General features: G+C 66.6%; 24 protein-coding genes. 18 read left to right on the top strand and 6 right to left on the bottom strand.

Going from position 1 to position 19,494, the window contains the following annotated elements; translation table 11 throughout:
- Positions 1-12 precede the first annotated feature (12 nt).
- From RXV79_RS17865 to RXV79_RS17820, 10 genes are all read left to right on the top strand, one after another.
- Positions 13-1,074, top strand: coding sequence for an AI-2E family transporter (locus RXV79_RS17865; protein ID WP_316699428.1), 1,062 nt, complete (start codon positions 13-15; stop codon positions 1,072-1,074).
- Between the two features lie 2 nt (positions 1,075-1,076).
- Positions 1,077-1,754 carry a DnaA regulatory inactivator Hda gene (gene hda, locus RXV79_RS17860; protein WP_316699427.1) on the top strand — a complete coding sequence of 226 codons (678 nt, stop codon included), beginning with the start codon at positions 1,077-1,079 and terminating at the stop codon, positions 1,752-1,754.
- On the top strand, positions 1,751-2,419 hold the full coding sequence (locus tag RXV79_RS17855) for a histidinol-phosphatase (RefSeq protein ID WP_316699426.1): 669 nt from the start codon (positions 1,751-1,753) through the stop codon (positions 2,417-2,419). Before hda ends, RXV79_RS17855 begins: the two co-directional genes overlap by 4 nt.
- Before the next feature lie 7 nt (positions 2,420-2,426).
- Positions 2,427-3,974 (top strand): polynucleotide adenylyltransferase PcnB, encoded by a 1,548-nt coding sequence (gene pcnB, locus RXV79_RS17850; RefSeq protein ID WP_316699425.1) that lies wholly within the window; start codon positions 2,427-2,429, stop codon positions 3,972-3,974.
- 11 nt (positions 3,975-3,985) lie between these two features.
- Positions 3,986-4,477 carry a 2-amino-4-hydroxy-6-hydroxymethyldihydropteridine diphosphokinase gene (gene folK, locus RXV79_RS17845; RefSeq protein ID WP_413816624.1) on the top strand — a complete coding sequence of 164 codons (492 nt, stop codon included), beginning with the start codon at positions 3,986-3,988 and terminating at the stop codon, positions 4,475-4,477.
- Entirely contained in the window at positions 4,474-5,673 is a 1,200-nt protein-coding gene (locus RXV79_RS17840) for a serine hydrolase domain-containing protein (protein WP_316699424.1), read from the top strand. Before folK ends, RXV79_RS17840 begins: the two co-directional genes overlap by 4 nt.
- A 36-nt stretch (positions 5,674-5,709) precedes the next feature.
- The gene (locus tag RXV79_RS17835; protein ID WP_316699423.1) at positions 5,710-6,063 is read left to right on the top strand and encodes a DMT family protein; all 354 of its coding nucleotides are present in this window, start codon (positions 5,710-5,712) and stop codon (positions 6,061-6,063) included.
- On the top strand, positions 6,063-6,725 hold the full coding sequence (locus RXV79_RS17830; protein WP_316699422.1) for a deoxynucleoside kinase: 663 nt from the start codon (positions 6,063-6,065) through the stop codon (positions 6,723-6,725). The genes RXV79_RS17835 and RXV79_RS17830 overlap by 1 nt, the downstream gene beginning before the upstream one ends.
- Before the next feature lie 95 nt (positions 6,726-6,820).
- Positions 6,821-7,468 carry a DUF47 domain-containing protein gene (locus tag RXV79_RS17825; RefSeq protein ID WP_316699421.1) on the top strand — a complete coding sequence of 216 codons (648 nt, stop codon included), beginning with the start codon at positions 6,821-6,823 and terminating at the stop codon, positions 7,466-7,468.
- A gap of 18 nt (positions 7,469-7,486) precedes the next feature.
- Complete coding sequence (locus RXV79_RS17820) at positions 7,487-8,500, top strand: inorganic phosphate transporter (RefSeq protein WP_316699420.1); 1,014 nt, start codon at positions 7,487-7,489, stop codon at positions 8,498-8,500.
- A gap of 15 nt (positions 8,501-8,515) precedes the next feature.
- On the opposite strand, the gene RXV79_RS17815 is transcribed toward RXV79_RS17820, so the two are convergent.
- Complete coding sequence (locus RXV79_RS17815) at positions 8,516-8,962, bottom strand: NINE protein (RefSeq protein WP_316699419.1); 447 nt, start codon at positions 8,960-8,962, stop codon at positions 8,516-8,518.
- A gap of 197 nt (positions 8,963-9,159) precedes the next feature.
- Between RXV79_RS17815 and rpsP the strand changes: the two genes are divergently transcribed.
- From rpsP to RXV79_RS17785, 6 genes are all read left to right on the top strand, one after another.
- A complete protein-coding gene (gene rpsP, locus RXV79_RS17810) occupies positions 9,160-9,411 on the top strand; it encodes a 30S ribosomal protein S16 (RefSeq protein WP_296716598.1) in 252 nt (83 codons plus the stop codon).
- 7 nt (positions 9,412-9,418) lie between these two features.
- Positions 9,419-10,015 (top strand): ribosome maturation factor RimM, encoded by a 597-nt coding sequence (gene rimM / locus RXV79_RS17805; RefSeq protein ID WP_316699416.1) that lies wholly within the window; start codon positions 9,419-9,421, stop codon positions 10,013-10,015.
- Positions 10,016-10,026: 11 nt separating this feature from the next.
- Positions 10,027-10,779 carry a tRNA (guanosine(37)-N1)-methyltransferase TrmD gene (gene trmD, locus RXV79_RS17800; protein ID WP_316699414.1) on the top strand — a complete coding sequence of 251 codons (753 nt, stop codon included), beginning with the start codon at positions 10,027-10,029 and terminating at the stop codon, positions 10,777-10,779.
- Between the two features lie 123 nt (positions 10,780-10,902).
- Positions 10,903-11,256, top strand: coding sequence for a 50S ribosomal protein L19 (gene rplS, locus RXV79_RS17795; protein ID WP_296716615.1), 354 nt, complete (start codon positions 10,903-10,905; stop codon positions 11,254-11,256).
- Positions 11,257-11,328: 72 nt separating this feature from the next.
- Positions 11,329-12,015: a CoA pyrophosphatase gene (locus RXV79_RS17790; RefSeq protein WP_316699409.1), complete on the top strand. Its 687-nt coding sequence runs from the start codon at positions 11,329-11,331 to the stop codon at positions 12,013-12,015.
- 26 nt (positions 12,016-12,041) lie between these two features.
- Positions 12,042-13,031: a CobD/CbiB family protein gene (locus RXV79_RS17785; RefSeq protein ID WP_316699408.1), complete on the top strand. Its 990-nt coding sequence runs from the start codon at positions 12,042-12,044 to the stop codon at positions 13,029-13,031.
- Here the strand turns inward: RXV79_RS17785 and rsgA are convergent, their stop codons facing one another.
- The 3 genes from rsgA to RXV79_RS17770 are packed head-to-tail and all read right to left on the bottom strand — an operon-like array spanning position 13,032 to position 15,539.
- Positions 13,032-13,934 carry a ribosome small subunit-dependent GTPase A gene (rsgA, locus tag RXV79_RS17780; RefSeq protein WP_316699407.1) on the bottom strand — a complete coding sequence of 301 codons (903 nt, stop codon included), beginning with the start codon at positions 13,932-13,934 and terminating at the stop codon, positions 13,032-13,034.
- Entirely contained in the window at positions 13,924-14,253 is a 330-nt protein-coding gene (locus tag RXV79_RS17775) for a 4a-hydroxytetrahydrobiopterin dehydratase (protein WP_413816623.1), read from the bottom strand. Before RXV79_RS17775 ends, rsgA begins: the two co-directional genes overlap by 11 nt.
- Positions 14,250-15,539 (bottom strand): M48 family metallopeptidase, encoded by a 1,290-nt coding sequence (locus RXV79_RS17770; protein WP_316699405.1) that lies wholly within the window; start codon positions 15,537-15,539, stop codon positions 14,250-14,252. Before RXV79_RS17770 ends, RXV79_RS17775 begins: the two co-directional genes overlap by 4 nt.
- A 46-nt stretch (positions 15,540-15,585) precedes the next feature.
- Here RXV79_RS17770 and orn point away from each other — a divergent pair, with 46 nt between their 5' ends.
- The gene (orn, locus tag RXV79_RS17765; RefSeq protein ID WP_316699403.1) at positions 15,586-16,158 is read left to right on the top strand and encodes an oligoribonuclease; all 573 of its coding nucleotides are present in this window, start codon (positions 15,586-15,588) and stop codon (positions 16,156-16,158) included.
- A gap of 334 nt (positions 16,159-16,492) precedes the next feature.
- Positions 16,493-18,103, top strand: a complete 1,611-nt coding sequence (locus tag RXV79_RS17760; protein ID WP_316699400.1) for a DEAD/DEAH box helicase — start codon at positions 16,493-16,495, stop codon at positions 18,101-18,103.
- 12 nt (positions 18,104-18,115) lie between these two features.
- Here the strand turns inward: RXV79_RS17760 and RXV79_RS17755 are convergent, their stop codons facing one another.
- Together RXV79_RS17755 and RXV79_RS17750 are read right to left on the bottom strand one after the other, a co-directional pair.
- Complete coding sequence (locus tag RXV79_RS17755) at positions 18,116-19,009, bottom strand: transglutaminase family protein (protein WP_316699398.1); 894 nt, start codon at positions 19,007-19,009, stop codon at positions 18,116-18,118.
- A gap of 78 nt (positions 19,010-19,087) precedes the next feature.
- A complete protein-coding gene (locus tag RXV79_RS17750) occupies positions 19,088-19,435 on the bottom strand; it encodes an FKBP-type peptidyl-prolyl cis-trans isomerase (protein ID WP_316699396.1) in 348 nt (115 codons plus the stop codon).
- Positions 19,436-19,494 lie beyond the last annotated feature (59 nt).

The following is a 19,494-nucleotide window of genomic DNA, read 5'->3' as shown; positions in this document are numbered from 1 at the left end:
CCTCGGGCATCGATGCAACTCACTCCCGCCCAGCGGCAAACCCTCTCCTGGCTCCTGATCGCCGTCATCGGCGTGCTGCTGGTGTGGCTGCTGGCGCCGGTGCTCATGCCCTTCCTCTTCGCGGGCATCCTGGCCTACATCCTCGAGCCGGCGGTCGAGAAGCTGGTGAAGCGCAAGGTGCCGCGGGTGCTGGCGGTCACGCTGGTGGAGGTGGCGGCCTTCGTGCTGATCCTGTCGGTGCTGCTGCTGATCGTGCCCATCGTGTCGAAGGAGCTGCCGCTCCTGCGCGAGCAGTTGCCGCTCCTGGCCGACAAGCTCAACCGCACCGTGTCGCCGTGGCTCGCGCAATACGGCATCGAAGTCGCGCTCGACGTGGCCAGCATCAAGGCCTTCATCGTCAAGTACCTCGGCGCCAACGTCGAAGACGGGCTGACCACGCTGCTGAGTTCGGCGCGCATCGGCGGCAGCTTCCTGCTCGCGCTGATCGGCAATGCGGTGCTGGTCCCGGCCGTGCTGTTCTACCTGCTGATGGACTGGCCCCGGCTCATCAGCCGCATCGACGGCCTCGTGCCGCCCCGCCTGCGCGACAGCGTGCGTGGCTTCATGCGCGAGAGCGACGAGATGCTCGGCCAGTACCTGCGCGGTCAGCTGCTGGTGATGGTGATCCTCGCGGTGTTCTACAGCGTGGGCCTCGCGCTCTTTCGCTTCGACCTCGCGGTGCCGGTCGGCGTGTTCACGGGCCTGGCGGTCTTCATTCCCTACCTGGGCTTCGGCCTGGGGATGCTGCTGGCGCTGATCGCCGGCGTGCTGCAGTTCGCCAGCTGGTACGGCGTGATCGCCGTCGCGGTGGTCTATGGGCTCGGGCAGGTGATCGAGAGCTTCATCCTCACGCCGCGCCTCGTGGGCGAGCGCATCGGCATCAACCCGCTCACGGTGATCTTCGCCTTGCTGGCCTTCGGTCATCTCGCCGGCTTCGTCGGCGTGCTGCTGGCGTTGCCGGTGTGCGCGGTGCTGGTGGTGGCAGGCAAGCGGGTGCTGGCCTGGTACACGGGCAGCAAGCTTTACCTGGGCTGAGCGTGAGACAGATTCCCCTGGCCATTGCCGACGAGCCGGTCCGGTCCTTCGACAGCTTCGTCGCAGGCCCGAACCTCGCGGCGGTGGAGCACCTGCGTGGCGTGATGCAGCAGACGGCGCCGGTCTACCTGTGGGGCCCGGCCGGCGTCGGCAAGACGCACCTTCTGCAGGCGCTGGCCCATCACGTGCAGCGCGTGGGCGGGCGGGTGGGGTGGTTCAATGCCACGTCGGCCCCCCCTTGGAATTTCGACGAAAGCGACGCGTTGATCGTGTTCGACGACTGCGACCGTTTCGACGAGGCCCAGCAGCATGCCGCCTTCGCGCTCTTTGTCGAGGCCACGACGCACCGCATTCCGGTGGCCGCGGCCGGCCTCGTGCCGCCTGTGGACCTCCCGCTGCGCGACGACCTGCGCACCCGCCTCGGCTGGGGCCACGTGTTTGCGCTGGCGCCGCTGGCCGAGTCGGAAGCGCGTGCGGCGATGCGCCGCGAGGCCGACCGGCGCGGCCTTTTTCTCTCCGATGACGTGATGAGTTATCTCCTGACGCGTTTTGCGCGCGACCTCAAGCACCTGATGATGGTGCTCGACCGCCTCGACGAATTCGCCCTCGTGCACAAGCGCGCGATCACCGTGCCGCTGCTCAAGCAGATGCTGGCCGAAGAGAAGGGGGCCGTGGCATGAACCTGTGCCTCTTCGACCTCGACGACACCCTGATCCCGCTCGACTCCGACCACGCCTGGGGCCGCTTCATGATCCGCCAGGGCTGGGTCGACGCGGAAGAGTTCGACCGGCAGAACGACGTTTTCTTTGCCCACTACAAGGCTGGCACGCTCGACATCCACGCTTACATCGCGTTTGCCACCGCGCCGTGGCGCGAGCGCCCGGCGAGCGAGCGCTCAGCCGCGCAAGACCGCTTCATGCAGGAAGTGATTGCGCCCCAGATGCGGCCTGCGGCGCGCGACCTGGTGCAGCACCACCAGCAGCAGGGCGACCTGGTGGCCATCGTCACCGCCACCAACGAGTTCGTGACCGCGCCCATTGCCCGGGCCTTCGGCGTGGCCCACCTGCTCGCCGTCGAGCTCGAAAAGGACCCCGGGGGTAACATCACCGGCCGCATCGCCGGGGTGCCCTCGTTCCGCGAAGGCAAGACGGTGCGCACGCACGAGTGGCTGGCAGCCCTGGGCCACAAGCTGCAGGACTTCGAGCGTGTCAGCGTCTACAGCGATTCGGCCAATGACCTGCCGCTGCTCGAAATGGCGACCGACCCCGTGGCCACCAACCCTTCCGCCCCGCTCGAAGCGATCGCCCGCGAGCGAGGTTGGCGCATTCTTCGGCTGTTCGATTGACGGACTGATGATCAAGAAGTTCATAGACAAACTGCTGGGCAAGACCAGCGCCAAGCCGGCCATCCCCAAGGGCAAGCGGGTCGAAGTGCCGCTGGCCGAGCACAACATCGACCTGAAACTCGTCGACGACAACGCCATCCGCGTCGTCAAGACGCTGGCCGATGCCGGCTACGAGGCTTACATCGTGGGCGGCGCGGTGCGCGACCTGCTGCTGGGCCTGCGCCCGAAAGACTTCGACGTGGCCACCAACGCCACGCCCGAGCAGGTCAAGGGCCTCTTCCGCCGCGCCTTCATCATCGGCCGGCGCTTCCGCATCGTGCATGTGGTGTTCGGGCGGGGGCGTGAGCACGAGGTGATCGAGGTGTCGACCTTCCGCGCGATGCTCGACGCCTCGGCCTCGGAGCAGGTCGCCGGCAACGAGAAGACCTCGAAGGCCGAGCTGGCCGACAAGCACCATGCGGTGGACGCAAGCGGTCGGGTGCTGCGAGACAACGTCTGGGGCCCGCAGATCGAAGACGCCGCGCGGCGCGACTTCACCGTCAACGCGATGTACTACGACCCGCAGAAGCAGATCGTGGTCGACTACCACGGCGGCATCAAGGACGCGAAGAAGAAGGTCCTGCGCATGATCGGCGACCCGGCCACCCGCTACCGCGAAGACCCGGTGCGCATCGTGCGCGTCGTGCGCTTTGCGGCCAAGCTCGGCTTCTCGATCGACCCGAAGACGCGTGCGCCGATCCGCGAGCTCGCCGGCCTGCTCGACGACGTGCCGGCCTCGCGCACCTTCGACGAAATGATCAAGCTCCTGCAGACCGGCCATGCGCTGGCGAGTATCGAAGAGCTGCGCAAGCAGGGCCTCGTGGGCGAGCGCACCGGCGTGTTCCCCATCCTCGACGTGGTGCTGGCCGATGCCAACAAGCACCCTGAGCGGCAGAAGTTCGTGGAACTCGCCCTGTCGGACACCGACCGCCGCGTGAACGAAGGCAAGCCCGTAGCGCCGAGCTTCATGCTCGCCTGCATGCTGTGGCACGACGTGCTCGACCGCTGGGAGAAGCTGAAGAAGAAGGGCGAACCACCGTTCCCGGCGCTGCAGCAGTCGGTCGACGCGGTGTTCGATGCGCGCATCGGCGACATCTCCGGCCGCGGCAAGCTGGCGGCCGACATGCGCGAGATCTGGCTCATGCAGCCACGCTTCGAGCGGCGCACCGGCAACGGGCCGTTTGCGCTGGTCGAGCAGCCTCGCTTCCGCGCCGGCTTCGACTTCCTGCGCCTGCGGGCCGACGCGGGCGAGAGCGACCCCGAGCTGGCGCGCTGGTGGGAAGAGTTCTCGCTGGCCGACGAAGAGAAGCGCGCCCGGCTGGTGGAGCAGGTGCGTGGCCCGGGCGGCCCGCGCCGGCGGGCACCGGCCGCCGCAGCTTCGCCGGCCCCCGCCGAGGGCACCGACGGTGACAGCGGTTTCCCCGAGGGCAGCAGCGATGCGCCGCGCAAGCGCCGCCGCCGTCGCCGCAAGCCCGCAGGTGGTGCGGGCGACGCCGCACCGCCTTCCAACAGCTGACCCGCATCGACGTGGCGCCGTTGCTGGCCTACATCGGCCTCGGGGCCAACCTGGGCGACCCGGCCGATGCGGTGCGCAGCGCCGTCGAGGCGCTTGGCCGCATGCCGGCGAGCCGGGTGGAAGCGGTCTCGTCGCTGTATCGCAGTGCGCCCGTCGACGCCCACGGCCCCGAGTTCATCAATGCCGTCGCGGCCCTGCACACCACACTGACGGCATATGAGTTGCTCGCGCAATTGCAGGCCATCGAGGCCGAGTTCGGTCGCGAGCGGCCGTATGTCAATGCGCCGCGCACGCTCGACCTCGACCTGCTGCTGTATGGCGACCGCGAGATCGCGTCCGACGACCTCGCCGTGCCGCACCCTCGCCTGCACGAACGCGCCTTCGTGCTGCTGCCCCTGGCCGAACTGGCTGGCGATGGCCTCGTGATTCCGGGCCGCGGCCCGATCGCGAAGTTCTTGCCCGCCGTCGCCACGCAAGCCATCACCCGACTGGAGACCGCATGAACATGACCCGCACACGCCTGCCCGAGCGTGCGTCGCCGCAGGAAGCCGGCTTCCGGCCGGAAGGGCTGGCCCGGCTGACGGCCGCCTTCCAGGAGCAGATCGACCGCCAGCGCCTGCCGGGTGTCGTCGCGATGGTGGTGCGTGGCGGCAAGCTGGCGTACTTCGAGGCGCTGGGGCGGCGCGACCCGGCGTTGCCCGAGCCGATGCAGCGCGACAGCATCTTCCGCATCTATTCGATGACCAAGCCAGTCGTCTCGGTCGCCGTGATGATGCTGTTCGAGGAAGGGCGCCTCTTCCTGCACGATCCGGTGGCGAAGTACCTGCCCGAGTTCAAGAACGTGGCGGTCGGCGTGGTGCGCGCCGATGGCCAGATCGACAGCGTGCCCGCGGTGCGTGCGATGACGGTGCAGGACCTGCTGCGCCACACCTCGGGGCTGACCTACGAGATCCTGGCCGAAGCGCCGATCCGCAAGCTCTACGCCCGCGCCAAGATCTACCGCCGCGACTGGACGAATGCCGAGTTCAGCCAGGCTCTCGCGAAGCTGCCGCTGATGTACCAGCCCGGTACGGTGTGGGACTACAGCCGCGCGACCGACGTGCTCGGGCGCCTGGTGGAAGTGGTCTCGGGCCAGCCGCTGCGCGATTTCTTCTCCAGCCGGATCTTCGAGCCGCTGCGCATGCTCGACACCGGCTTCCACGTGCCGGCGATGTCTCTGGGCCGTCTGGCCGAACCGTTCGCGAACGACCCCGATACGGGTGCCGAGGTGCGTGTGCTCGACGTGCGCGACCCGGTGGCACTGGACATGGGCGGTGGCGGCCTCGTGTCGACCGCCACCGACTACGCGCGTTTCACGCAGATGCTGCTCAACCAGGGCGTGCTCGATGGCCAGCGGCTGCTGAGCCGCAAGACCGTCGAGCTGATGACGAGCGACCACCTGGGCACCATCCCGAGCGTCAACGACCTGCTGCCGCCGGGGCACGGCTTTGGCCTGGGTTTTGCTGTCCGCCTGCAGGCCGGCATCACGCCGGTGGCGGGCTCGGCGGGGGCGTACTTTTGGGGCGGCATGGCCGGCACCACGTTCTGGGTCGACCCGGCAGAAGACATGCACGCCGTGCTGATGGTGCAGGCGCCGGGGCAGCGTGACGAGGTGCGGGCCTTGTTCCGCAACCTGGTCTACGGTGCCATCGGCGATTGAAGTGAAGGCAGTGAAGGCAGAGGAGGGCGGCTTGACATGACCGGCATCTCGATTCCGTTGCAGACCGTGGTGCTGCTGGTGGCGTCCAACGTCTTCATGACGTTCGCCTGGTACGGCCACCTGAAGAGCCTGTCGGCAAGCCCCTGGTACATCGCGGCGCTCATCAGTTGGGGCATCGCGCTCTTCGAGTACCTGCTGCAGGTGCCGGCCAACCGCATCGGCTACAGCGGTGGTTTCACCCTCGCGCAGCTCAAGATCACGCAGGAGGTGATCACGCTCGCGGTCTTCGTGCCGTTTGCCATGGTCTACATGAAGGAGCCGTTCAAGCTTGACTACCTCTGGGCCGGCCTGTGCCTGATCGGCGCGGTCTATTTCATCTTCCGCAACTGATGTCGGCGCAGGGCCTCGACCGATTCCGCCACATCGCCATCGAAGGCCCGATCGGCGCGGGCAAGAGCTCGCTCGCACGCCGCCTCGCCGCGCACCTGGGTGCCGAGCTGATGCTCGAGCGTGCCGACGAGAACCCGTACCTCGAACGCTTCTACGCCGACGTGCCGGGATATGCCTTCCAGACCCAGGTGTTCTTCCTCTTCCAGCGCATGCGCCAGGTGCGCGAGCTGGCCCAGCCGGGCCTGCTGGCGCCTGCGGTCGTCAGCGATTTCATGCTGGCGAAGGATGCTCTCTTCGCCCGCATGAACCTGAGCGACGAGGAGTACCACCTGTACCAGCAGATGTACGCCCAGGTCTCGGCCCAACTGCCCCAGCCCGATCTCGTCATCTGGCTGCAGGCCACTCCGCCCACGCTGATCCAGCGCATCAAGCAGCGCGGCATCGCGATGGAGCAACGCATCGCGTCCGACTACCTGCAGAAGCTCTGCGACGCGTATGCCGACTACTTCCAGAGTTTCGACGGGGCGCCGCTGATGGTGGTCAACAGCGAGAACTTCAATCCGGTCGAGCGCGATGCCGATTTCCACGCGCTCGTCAACGCCTTGACGGAGTTCGAGGGGCCACGGGGGATGTTCGACCTGCGACCGCTCGGCCCGGGGTAACCCGGGCGCTACACTCTGCGCCTTGTCGTTGTGACCGTTCTGTGACAGAGCCGCATCAAGCGGCCTGACGAGACCCCCTCCCTGGAGAACCCACCATGTTGTTTGGCAAGCTGCTGCCACGCGAAGGCAATTTCTTTGAGCTTTTCAACCAGCATGCGAATTTCATCGTCGAAGGTGCCCGCGCCTTCATCGCGATGATCGAGAACTACAGCAACCTCGACCAGCGCGAGAAGTACGCCAACCTGGTGGTGTCGGCCGAGCGCTCCGCCGACAAGGTGACGGCCGAGGTCAACCGCCTGCTGCACAAGACCTTCATCACCCCGATTGACCGCGAGCAGATCCACAGCTTGATCAATGCGATGGACGACATCGTCGACCTGCTGCAGGACGCGACCGAAACCATGCAGCTCTACGACGTGAAGGCGATGACCGAAGAGGTGCTGCGCCTGGGCGACCTGAGCGCCAAGTGCTGCGAGCGCGTGCAGCATGCCGTCTCGCTGCTGCCGAAGCTGAGCCAGAGCGATGCGGCCGAAGCCGCGATCAAGACCTGCGAAGAGATCGACAAGCTGGAGAGCGACGCCGACCGGGTGATGCGCTCGGCGATGTCGAAGCTCTTCCGCGAAGAGACCGACGTGCGCGAGCTGATCAAGCTGAAGGCGATCTACGAGCAGCTCGAGTCCATCTCCGACCGCTGCGAAGACGTGGCCAATCTCATCGAGGGCGTCGTCCTCGAAAATTCCTGATCCCTCCCGGAGCTTCGGATGCAAACGATCCAGGTGGCGTTCTGGGTGGTGGCGATGCTGGTCGTGCTCGCGCTGCTGTTCGACTTCATGAACGGCTTCCACGACGCGGCGAATTCGATTGCGACGGTGGTGTCGACCGGCGTGCTCAAGCCTCAGCAGGCGGTGCTGTTCGCGGCCTTCTTCAATGTGCTGGCGATCATGGTGTTCCACCTCAACGTGGCGGCCACGGTGGGCAAGGGCATCGTCGATGCCGGTGTGGTCGACCACCACGTGGTGTTCGGGGCACTGATCGGGGCGATCACCTGGAACGTGATCACCTGGTGGTATGGCATTCCGTCGAGCTCGTCGCACGCACTGATCGGCGGCATCTGCGGCGCGGTGATCGGCAAAGCCGGCATCGGCGCGCTGATCGGGTCGGGCGTGTTCAAGGTGGTGGCGTTCATCTTCGTGTCGCCATTGCTGGGTTTCATCCTCGGCTCGCTGCTGATGGTGCTCGTGGCCTGGATCTGCCGGCGCAGCTCACCGCTTCGGGTCGACAACTGGTTCCGGAGGCTCCAGCTGGTGTCGGCAGGGCTCTACAGCCTGGGACACGGTGGCAATGACGCGCAGAAGACGATCGGCATCATCTGGATGCTGCTGATTGCCACGGGCTACTCGGCCGCAGGCGACAAGCTGCCCCCGGCGTGGACGATCTGGGCGTGCTACCTTGCCATCGGCCTTGGCACGATGTTCGGTGGCTGGCGCATCGTGAAGACGATGGGCCAGAAGATCACCAAGCTGAAGCCGGTGGGTGGCTTCTGTGCCGAGACGGGCGGGGCGCTGACGCTCTTCCTGGCCACCGCGATGGGTGTGCCGGTGTCGACCACCCACACCATCACTGGCGCCATCGTCGGCGTGGGTTCGGTGCGCAGCGCCTCGTCGGTGCGCTGGGGCGTGGCAGGCAACATCGTCTGGGCCTGGATCTTCACCATCCCCGCCTCGGCCTTTGTGGCCGGCATCTTCTACTGGATCAGCCTCTCGCTGTTCGCGTGACTGCGAACCCCAGGGTCACTGGCTGATCTTGCGGCCTTCTTCGACCTGGTATTCGAAGTAGCGCTGGCCGCCGTAGGCGATGGTCGCCATCAAGACGGTGGCGCCCAGGCCCAGGCACAACACCACCGCAAACACGACGCCCCAGCCGGCTTCATGCTGGCGAGAGGCGTCGGCGTTGTAGCGGGCGTTCCAGCGCTCATCGGGCATCAGCCCGTAGACGATGCCGGCGAGCATGGAGCCGGCCAACGCCAGGCCTAGCAGCGGCACCAGGGCCCACGACAGGTGGTCGTCCTGGCCAAGCGTGTAGGCGCGCAGCACGCCGTACAGGCCGATCAGCGTGGGCAGCGGCCAGAGCCAGCCCCAGGTGTCGCGCGAGCCGTAGAGGTAGAAGCGGTGCAGGCCCAGGCCGCCGCCGATCAGGGCCAGCCAGGCCGCCAGGGTCTTGGATTTGTAGGAGTTCATGCGAGAGGCGGGCGTGCGCAGAGGGCCGGTGAGTTTATAATGCGCGGTTTCGATGGCGGTGGGCCCGAGTCACCTCGAAGCCTGCGTATCTACGACATCGAACCTTTTGGCAGAAGTCCCACTTCTGCTTGTCGATCTGCCTGGCCCTGAGTGTCTCCTGTGGTGCGGTGGATGTTGTCAGGTTTCGAGGAAACAACATGGTCGTGATTCGACTCTCCCGTGGCGGCGCCAAGAAGCGTCCCTTCTACAACATCGTCGTCGCCGATTCGCGCAACCGTCGTGACGGCCGCTTCATCGAGCGCGTCGGTTTCTACAACCCGGTGGCATCGGGCGCCGAGCAGCCGCTGCGCGTGGCTTTCGACCGCGTCGACTACTGGACCGGCAACGGCGCCCAGCTGTCGCCCACGGTGGCGCGTTTGGTGGCCGACGCCAAGGCCAAGGCGGCCTGACGAGGCCGTGGCTTCCACTGCCCCGCCGGTCGGCACCCCAGCCGACTGGCCTGAAGACGCGGTGGAGGTCGGTCGCATCGTCGATGCCTGGGGAGTGAAAGGCTGGATCAAGGTCCAGCCTTTTGCATCTGACCCCCAGGCCTTGTTCTCGACCAAGCGCTGGTACCTCCAGCCGCCCGAGGGGCCGGCCGTCAAACGGCCGGTGGCCGCCAAGCCGGCAGCACCATTCCCCTCGCTCCTCAAGATCACGCAGGCCAAGGACCACGGCGACGTGGTGGTGGCCCAGGTGCAGGAGGTCGAAGACCGCAGCGGCGCCGAAGCCCTGCGGGGGGGCCGGATCTTCGTGTCGCGCGCGAGCTTTCCGACCGCCGACCCTGACGAGTACTACTGGGTCGACCTGATCGGCATGGCCGTGGTCAACCGCCAGGGCGAAGCGCTGGGCACCGTTGTCGGTCTGATCGACACCGGCCCGCACAGCGTGTTGCGCATCCAGCCCGATGACCCCAAGGCCGAAGAGCGACTGGTGCCGTTCGTCTCGGCCTACGTGGATGACGTGAAGACGGCCGAGAAGCGCATCACCGTCGATTGGGGCCTCGACTACTGAGGTCGGGAAGCATGCGCTTCGACGTCGTCACGATCTTCCCGGAGCTCTTCACGCCGCACTTGACTCAGGGCGTGACCCGCCGCGCCTTCGAGTCGGGCCAGGTGGACGTGCGCCTGTGGCCCTTGCGAGACCATGCCGACAATAACTATCGCCGCGTCGATGACCGCCCCTATGGCGGCGGGCCCGGCATGGTGATGCTCGTCGAGCCGTTGCAGCGGGCGCTGGAAGCGATTCGCACGTCACGTGGCGACAGTGCCCCCGTGGTGCATTTCACGCCCACCGGCCGACGCCTGGACCAGGCCATCGTGCAGGAATTTGCCAAAGGCGAGGGCGCGGTGCTGCTGTGCGGCCGCTACGAAGGCATCGACCAGCGCTTCATCGAGCGGCATGTGGACATCGAGCTGAGCCTGGGCGATTTCGTGCTGTCGGGCGGGGAGATTCCGGCCCTGAGCCTGCTCGACGCCGTGGCCCGCCTGCAGGAAGGCGTGCTGAACGACGCGCAGTCTCATCAGCAGGACAGCTTCTCCGATGGCCTGCTCGACTGCCCTCATTACAGTCGCCCCGAGGTGCTTGAAACACCGGAAGGCCCGATGCCGGTACCGCCGGTGCTGCTCTCCGGGCACCACGCCGCCATTGCGCGCTGGCGCCGTGAGCAGTCGCTCGCGGTGACCGCCCGTCGTCGGCCCGACCTGATTGACGCCGCACGGGCTCGTGGGGAACTTTCGGCCGCAGATGAGAAGTATCTGCGCTCACTTGGGCTATAATTTTGGGTTTTCCGATCCTCTGCCCCGGAGAGGTGCGCCAAAGGGCGCGCCAAAGGGTTGGCACCGCTTGGTGACCAGCCAGATCATCAAGACCCGCGCCGGCACGATCACTAGGAGCTTTCTGTGAATCTCATCCAGACCCTCGAGCAAGAAGAAATTGCTCGCCTCGGCAAGAAGATCCCCGAGTTCGCCCCTGGCGACACCGTGATCGTCAGCGTCAACGTGGTTGAAGGCACCCGCAAGCGGGTCCAGGCCTACGAAGGCGTGGTCATTGCCAAGCGCAATCGCGGCCTCAACTCCAGCTTCATCGTGCGTAAGATCTCCAGCGGCGAAGGCGTGGAGCGTACGTTCCAGCTGTACAGCCCGCTGATCTCGAACATCGAAGTCAAGCGCCGCGGCGATGTGCGCCGTGCCAAGCTGTACTTCCTGCGTGAGCGTTCCGGCAAGTCGGCCCGAATCAAGGAAAAGCTCGCTTAAGCGGGCCCGCGCCCAGCGCGTCTCAGAAAGCCGCCTCCCGAGGCGGCTTTTTCGTTTCCAATCCAATTCGTTATGGCCCTGAGTTTCGATCCGCTCGAGTTGCCGGTGGCGTCGGTCGACGATCACCTGCCCGCCGTGTCGCTGGAAGAGTTGCGTGCCGAAGCCCTGCGCCGCCGCTTCGTGGCGCCACCCGTGTGGGCACCGGAGATCGCGGTCGAGCGCCAGTTCACGCAACGCGAGCCGACGCATGCTTCGGTGCTGGTCCCGCTGACCCAGCGCGATGAGGGTCTGGCCGTGCTGCTGACCCAGCGAACCGACCATCTGCACGACCACCCGGGGCAGGTGAGCTTCCCCGGCGGTCGGGCCGAGCCAGAAGACTCGAGCGCCGTGGCTACCGCCTTGCGTGAAGCGGAGGAAGAGATTGGCCTTCTGCCCTCGTTCGTCGACGTGATCGGCCAGTTGCCGACCTACACCACCGGCACCGGCTTCATCGTGACCCCGGTCGTGGGCGTGCTGCAGCCGGGCTACAGCCTGCAACCCGACCCCTTCGAGGTGGCGGAAGTCTTCGAGGTGCCGCTCTCGTTTCTGATGAACCCGGCGAACCACCGCTGGCATGCGGTCGAGACGGGCGGCGTGAAGCGCGAATTCCTCTCCATGCCTTGGACCGGCATCGATGCGGCCGGCCAGCCGCGGCGCTACTTCGTGTGGGGTGCGACGGCCGCGATGTTGCGCAACCTCTACCGCTTCCTTGCCGCGTAAAGGCGCGCCGCTATCATCGGCCGCACATGAGTTTCTTCGCCGTTTTGTTCGCGCTCCTGATCGAGCAGCTCAAGCCCCTGCCGCGCGTCAACTTTGTCCACGATTCCCTGCGGGGCTGGATGCACTGGACGGGCCGCAACTTCGATGCGGGCAAGCCCCATCACGCGTGGGTCGTGTGGGGTGTGACGGCGCTGGTGCCAGCGCTGCTGGCCTGGGGGTTGTACCTTGTCGCGGCGCAGTTCGGTTTCGCGGCTGCGCTGCTGTGGAACGTCGCGGTGCTGTACGTGACGATGGGTTTTCGGCAGTTCAGCCACTACTTCACAGACATCCGGGACGCCCTGCAGCGCGGTGACGAGACCACCGCCCGCAGCCTGCTGGCGGAGTGGCGCCACCTCGATGCGAGCGAGTTGCCGCGCACCGAACTCCTGCGCCACGTGATCGAGCATTCGCTGCTGGCGGCGCATCGGCATGTGTTCGGCGTGTTCTTCTGGTTCGTGGTGCTGTCGACGCTGGGCTTCGGTCCGGCAGGCGCGGTGCTCTATCGCATGGCCGAGTTCGCCAGCCGCTATTGGGGCTTCAAGAGCCGTGTGGTCGGCATCCCGAGCAACGAGCGCCTGCTCGCGTTGTCGCAACGGATGTTCAGCCTGATCGACCACCTGCCGGCGCGTTTGACCGCTTTCGGCTTTGCAGTGGTGGGCAACTTCGAGGAAGCCGCGGCCTGCTGGCGCCGCGATGCCCACCTCTGGAAACACGCCAACGAGGGGATCATCCTCGCGGCGGCGGCAGGCGCCGTGGGCGTGCAGCTGGGTGGCACGGCCGCCCCCGGTGTGACGCCAGACCGCTCCAAGACCTTCGACAGCGGTGCCGGCGAAGACACTGCGCGCGCCGAAGGCTCCACGCCGGGCGCCTTGCCCCAACTCGACCACCTGCGCAGCATCGTCGGCCTGGTGTGGCGCTCGGTGGTGTTGTGGATGCTGCTGCTCGCGCTGCTGTCGCTCGCCAATCTGATCGGCTGATCAGTAGCGGGTGGGTGCCGAGAGTTCGGCAAAGAGTTCGGAGTAAATGCGGTAGCGCGACTCGTTCACGTCACCCGCTTCGAGCGCTGCGCGCACACCGCAGCCCGGCTCGTGCAGGTGGGTGCAGTTGTAGAACCTGCACTGCTGCGACGGGCCCGCAAGATCGGGCATCAGCCGTGGCAGGTCTTGCGCGCTGATCTGCCGCAGGCCGAACTCCTGGAAACCTGGCGAGTCGATGAGCCCCGTGCTGCGGGTGTCGTCCAGCCAGTACCACTGCGTGGACGTGGTGGTGTGCTTGCCGGAGTTGAGCGCCTGCGAGATCTCGCCCACCTGCGCGCGCGCATCGGGCGCCAGCAGGTTGATCAAGGTGCTCTTGCCGGTGCCGCTCGGCCCGAGCACGAGCGTGGCCTGGCCTTGCAGCAGCGAGAACAGCGCCGCGCGCGACTCGGCGGGCCGTGCTTTCAGCGCCACCTCGCGCACGTCGTAGCCCATCGCGGAATAGGGCTTCAGCCGCTCCCGTGCTGCCTCGATCTGCGGCAGGTCGGCCTTGTTGAGCAGGATGCGCGCCGGGATGCCGGCGCTTTCGGCCGCCATCAGTGCACGGGCCAGCTGCGACTCGCTGAACACCGGCTCGGCGGCCACCATCACGAGGATCTGGTCGAGGTTGGCGGCGAAGGACTTGGTCTTCCACTCGTCCTGCCGGAAGAGCAGGTTGCGCCGTGGCTCCACGTGCTCGATGACACCTTCGTCGCCCGTCGGCTGCCAGCGCACACGGTCGCCGACCACGCAGTCGCTCTTCTTTCCGCGCGGGTGACAGATGATCCGGCGGCCTTCCGGCGTTTCCACCACATAGTGACGGCCGTAGCCGGCCACCACCAGCCCGACGTCGAGCTCAGCCGACAAAGGCCACCAGCGCGTCGGCCTTGGCCGCGCAGATGAAGTCGTTGACCGAGATGCCGCCGACCGAATGCGTGTTGTAGCGGACCACGCAGCGGCTGTAGCTCACGAGCAGGTCGGGGTGATGGTCTTCGGTGTGGGCGACCCAGGCCAGCGCGTTCACGAAGGCCATGGTCTCGTGGTAATTCTTGAAGCTGAAGGTCTTCTCGATCGCGCCGTCTTTCAGATGCCAGCCGCTCACCTGCGCCAGGTGGTCGTGGATCTCACGATCGCCCATCGGTGAACCGTTGAGCGGCTGGCACTTGCGGTTTTGCAGGTGGGTCATGCGCGACTCGCTTGAAGGCTGGCGTGGGACTGGATGGCGGTCAGCCGCTCCAGCGCGGCCGGGTGGGAGTAATAGAAGCGAACGTACACCGGATCGGGTGTCAGCGTCGAGGCATTGTCTTCGTGCAGCTTGAGCAGCGCGGCGGCCAGGTCCTGCCCGCTGGCCTGCGCGCAGGCGTAGGCGTCGGCCTGGAACTCGTGCTTGCGCGACAGCTGGGCAAAAAGCGGTGAGATGAAGAAGGCGAACACCGGCACCACCAGCAGAAAGAGCAGCAGCGCGACCGCATCGTTGGGCGCACCGAGCGACGGTTGCACGCCCAGCGCCGTGTAGAACCAGGTCTGGCTCGACAGCCATCCCAGCAGCGCAAAGCCCGCCAGGCTCATCGCGAACATCGACACCATTCGCTTGGTCACATGCTTGTGCTTGAAGTGGCCGAGTTCGTGGGCCAGCACCGCCTCCACTTCACCCGGCGTGAGCTTGTGCAGCAGCGTGTCGAAGAACACCACGCGCTTGGCGGCGCCCAGGCCGGTGAAATACGCATTGGCGTGGGCCGAGCGCTTGCTGCCGTCCATCACGAAGAGGCCCTTGGCCTGGAAGCCGCAGCGCTGCATCAGCGTCTGCACGCGGGCCTTGAGCGACTCGTCGGAGAGCGGCTGGAACTTGTTGAAGAGCGGTGCGATGACCGTCGGGTAGAGCACGAGGATCAAGAGGTTGAAGCCCATCCAGGCGCCCCAGGCCCACAGCCACCAGAGCGTGCCGGCGGCACCCATCAGCCACAGGATGAGTGCGGCGATCGGCAGGCCGATCAGCGCGCCGACGATCACGCCCTTGACCATGTCGGCGAGGTAGAGCTTCCACGTCATGCGGTTGAAGCCGAAGCGCTGCTCGATGCGGAAGGTGCTGTAGAGCTCGAAGGGCAGGTCAAGCAAGCCGCTGATGAAGGCGAAGGCGGCCAGCAGCGCGAGTTGGTAGGCCATGCCGCCGAAGCGCGGCTCGATGGCGTCTCGCACGGCGACGTTGACGACGTCCAGGCCGCCCAGCAGCGTCCAGCCCAGCAGCACCGCGGTCCCGAAGGCGGTGCTCAAGAGGCCGAAGCGGCCCTTGGCCAGGGTGTAGTCGGCCGCTTTCTGGTGGGCGGCGAGCGTGGTGGTCTGCGCGAAGGCGGCCGGCACCGTGTCGCGGTGGGCGGCCACGTGCCGCATCTGGCGCGTGGACAGCCAGAACTTCACCAGCAGCGAGACCACGAGCGCTGCGGCGAAGAGCAAGGTGAGAGCGGTGCTTTGCATAGACCAGAAGTGTAGGCTGCGAGAATGCCCCGCCAAGGAGAAGCGCATGACCGACGACACCACCAACCCCATCCTGCCCAGCAGCGACCAGAACCTCATCTGGATCGACCTCGAGATGACCGGCCTCTACCCCAACACCGACCGCATCATCGAGATCGCGGTGGTGGTGACCGATGCCAACCTGACGCAGCGTGTGGAAGGCCCGGTCTTCGCGGTGCACCAGAGCGACGCCACGCTCGACGCGATGGACGCCTGGAACAAGGGCACACACGGCAAGAGCGGCTTGATTGACCGCGTGAAGGCCTCGACCATCGACGAAGACAGCGCCCAGACCCAGATGATCGAATTCCTGAAGCGCTACGTGCCCAAGGGCAAGTCGCCGATGTGCGGCAACAGCATCTGCCAGGACCGCCGCTTCCTCGCCAACTACATGCCCGCGCTGGAAGACTTCTTCCACTACCGCAACCTCGACGTCAGCACGCTCAAGGAGCTGGCCAAACGCTGGAAGCCCGAGATCCTCACCGGCTTCAAGAAGGCCCAGGCGCACACGGCGCTGGCCGACATCCACGAGTCGATCGACGAACTCGTGTACTACCGCGAGCATTTCCTGGCGAAATAAGGGGCTGAGGCCTCGTGGAAACCCGAGGTCGCTGCTATAATCCGCGCTTCGCCTGAGTGGCCATCACAAGCTCCCAGGCGTTTCGTTCATCCCCTCTGACCTCATCGAGTCTTCCCACAGCCCCGTGCTGTGCGGCCTGTTCGAACCCACTTTCGGGAATGGTTGGCGGCGATGCCGTCGCTTTGACTGTTCCTGATCCCCACCGCTGGCAACTTGGCCAGTCCCGGTTCGGACCTTCTCCCCAGCGACTTCACCAGCGAGCCCGTTGATGGCTGCGCGTGGTACCGCTTGCGCTTCGTCGCGCAGGCGGTGCTTTGTTTCGAGAAAGAAGACGATGAGTTTCGACACCCTGGGCCTGAATCCGGCCATCACCCGTGCCCTCACCGATGCCGGCTACACCGAGCCGACCGACGTGCAGGCCGCCGCCATTCCGCCCGCTCTGGAAGGCCGTGACCTGATGGTCGCTTCCAGCACCGGCAGCGGCAAGACCGCTTCCTTCATCCTGCCCGCGCTGCAGCGCATCCTCGCCGCGCGCGGCGACAACGCCAAGCGCCGCGAAAAGGGCGTGGTCTACGGCCCGCGCGTCCTCGTGCTCGCCCCCACGCGGGAACTCGCCATGCAGGTCGACAAGGCCGCCATGACCTACGGTCGCCATGTGCAAGGCCTGCGCTCGACCACCGTGGTCGGCGGCGTGCCGTATGGCGCCCAGCTCAAGGCCCTGCGCGGCCCGCTGGACATCCTGATCGCCACCCCCGGCCGCCTGCTCGACCACCTGACCAGCGGCAAGGCCATCCTCGAGAACGTCGAGATGCTGGTGCTCGACGAAGCCGATCGCATGCTCGACATGGGCTTCATCGACGACATCCGCACCGTGGTCGATCACCTGCCCGAAGGCCGCCAGACGGTGATGTACAGCGCTACGTTCGTCGGCCACGTCGGTCGCCTGGCGCAAGACCTGCTGCGCGAGCCGCAGCGCATCGAGATCGCCTCGCACACCGACACCCACGAAAACATCGAACAGCGCCTGCACTGGGCCGACAACAAGTCGCACAAGGACGCGCTGCTCGACCACCTCCTGACCGAGAAGGACATGGAGCAGGCCGTGGTGTTCACCAGCACCCAGCGCGACGCCGACTGGCTCGCCGACCGCCTGGCCGACATGGGCCACCAGGTCGCCTCGTTGCACGGTGGCATGCCGCAAGGCCGCCGCACCCGCGTGCTGCAAGGCCTGCGCAACCGCCAGCTCAAGGTGCTGGTGGCCACCGACGTGGCCGCCCGCGGCATCGACGTGCCGACCATCAGCCACGTCATCAACTACGGTCTGCCGATGAAGGCCGAGGACTATGTGCACCGGATCGGCCGCACCGGCCGTGCCGGCCGCAATGGCCTGGCGGTGACGCTGGCCGAGCGCATGGACGTGAGCATGATTCGCCGCATCCAGCACTTCACGACGCAGAACATCCCGGTCGCGACCATCTCCGGCCTCGAGCCCAAGCAGCCCGAGCCGCGCATGTTCGCGCCGCGTGGTGATGCCAAGTTCGGTGGCGGCAAGCCGTTCCAGGGTCGTCCGAGCCACGGCAAGGGTGGCTTCGGCCACAACGCGGGCCAAGGTGCCGGCAATGGCTTTGGCGGTGGTGGCTTCGGTGGCAACCAGAAGCCGTGGCAAAAGCCCCAGCAGCAGCGTGCCGGTGAAGGCTTCGCGCCGCGTGACCGTGCGCCGTTCGATCGCGACAGCGCCCAGCACAACCGCTACAGCGTCGATCGCCCGAACGACCGCCACAACAGCACCTTCGTGCCGCACGGCCAGCAAATGCCCCGTGGCGGTGCCTTCGATCGCGCGCCGGTCGATCGCAATGCCGGTGGTTTTGCCCCGCGCAAGGCTGGCCCGTCCAAGGGTGGCTTCAACAAGCCCCAGCGCCCGCGCCAGGGCGGTTTCAGCCGCTGATGCGCAGGAGCGTCAAGCCACGCGCTTGACGCTCACATCCACCTTCATCCCGAGGTAGGACGCCGGCTCGCCGATCCAGCTGCCCGAGACAGGCGACGCCTGTTTCGGGTCGCGCGCCACGCCGACCCGCAGCAGCTGGTAGCCGCCGAGCAGGTTGTTCGTCGGATCGAACGGCACCCAGCCCGCACCCGGCAGATAGGCCTGCAGCCACGCATGCGTGGACCCCGCGCCGACCACGTTCGGCTCCGCGTCGGGGTTGGCCTCGTCCAGCGACGGGTCGTAGAGATAGCCCGACACGAAACGCGTCGCCACGCCCAGGCGGCGTGCCGCTTCCATCATCAGCAGTGCGAAGTCGCGACAGCTGCCGCTGTTCTTCGCGAGTGTCTCGAGCGGTGTCTGCGTGCCTTCCTCGTTGCGGGCGGCGTAGGTGAAGTTGTCGCGGATGTGCTGGTTCATCTTCACCAGCAGGTCGCGCGTGCCGGTCGGGCCTTCGGGGTTCATGAACTGCCGCGCCCAGGCGGTGAGCTTGCCCTCTTCGTCGTCGTAATGCGGCCGCAGGAAGTGCTCGAGGTCGAGGCGCTCGTCCACCGAATAGGCGAAAGGAAAGAACTCCGCCGAAGGCGACAGCGGCAGCTCGAGGTTGTTGCTGTGCGCATGCTCGATGGTGAACGAGCACACGATCTTCAGCTCGGCCGCCTCGCTCTGCGGCTGCACCAGTGCCACCGAGTTGGAGAACTGATCCTGGATGAGCCGGATGTCCGCGTCGGGGCTCACGACGAGGTCGGTCGCCAGGACGCGCAGGTCGTGGCTGTCGAGTGGGCGGAACATCACCCGGTGCTCGCCGAAGGTCACCGGCTTGGAATAGCTGTAGGTCGTCGTGTGGACGATGTCGTACTTGATGGGCATGGGCCCTCCTCGAACCGGGAGGCCGCAGTGTGGGGCCTCGTCGTCGGTTCGTCTGTAGGAGGGGAGTGGCGCAGGACGTCAGACGCCCAGCAGCTCGACCTCGAACATGAGCGTCGCGTTCGGCGGGATCACGCCACCGGCGCCGCGTGCACCATAACCGAGCTCGGGCGGGATCACGAGGATGCGCGTGCCGCCGACCTTCATGCCTTGCACGCCTTCGTCCCAGCCGCGGATCACCATGCCGGCGCCCAGGCCGAAGTCGAATGGGTCGCGGCGGTCCTTGCTGCTGTCGAACTTGGCGCCCTTCACGCCATCGTTGTAGAGCCAGCCGGTGTAGTGCACGGTGACGTGCTGGCCGGCCTTGGCTTCGGGGCCGGAGCCGACGGTGGTGTCTTCGTATTGCAGGCCGGAAGCGGTGGTTTGCATGGTGGGGCTCGCGAAAGTGGGATGAGGATCGAGATGCTAACCGCCCAAACCCGGCACGG

The sequence above is a fragment of the Piscinibacter gummiphilus genome (genome assembly GCF_032681285.1).
In the GTDB taxonomy this organism is placed as follows: Bacteria; Pseudomonadota; Gammaproteobacteria; order Burkholderiales; family Burkholderiaceae_C; genus Rhizobacter; species Rhizobacter gummiphilus_A.
Note: the sequence above shows the minus strand (reverse complement) of the source record. Positions and strands in the feature narration are given on the sequence as shown.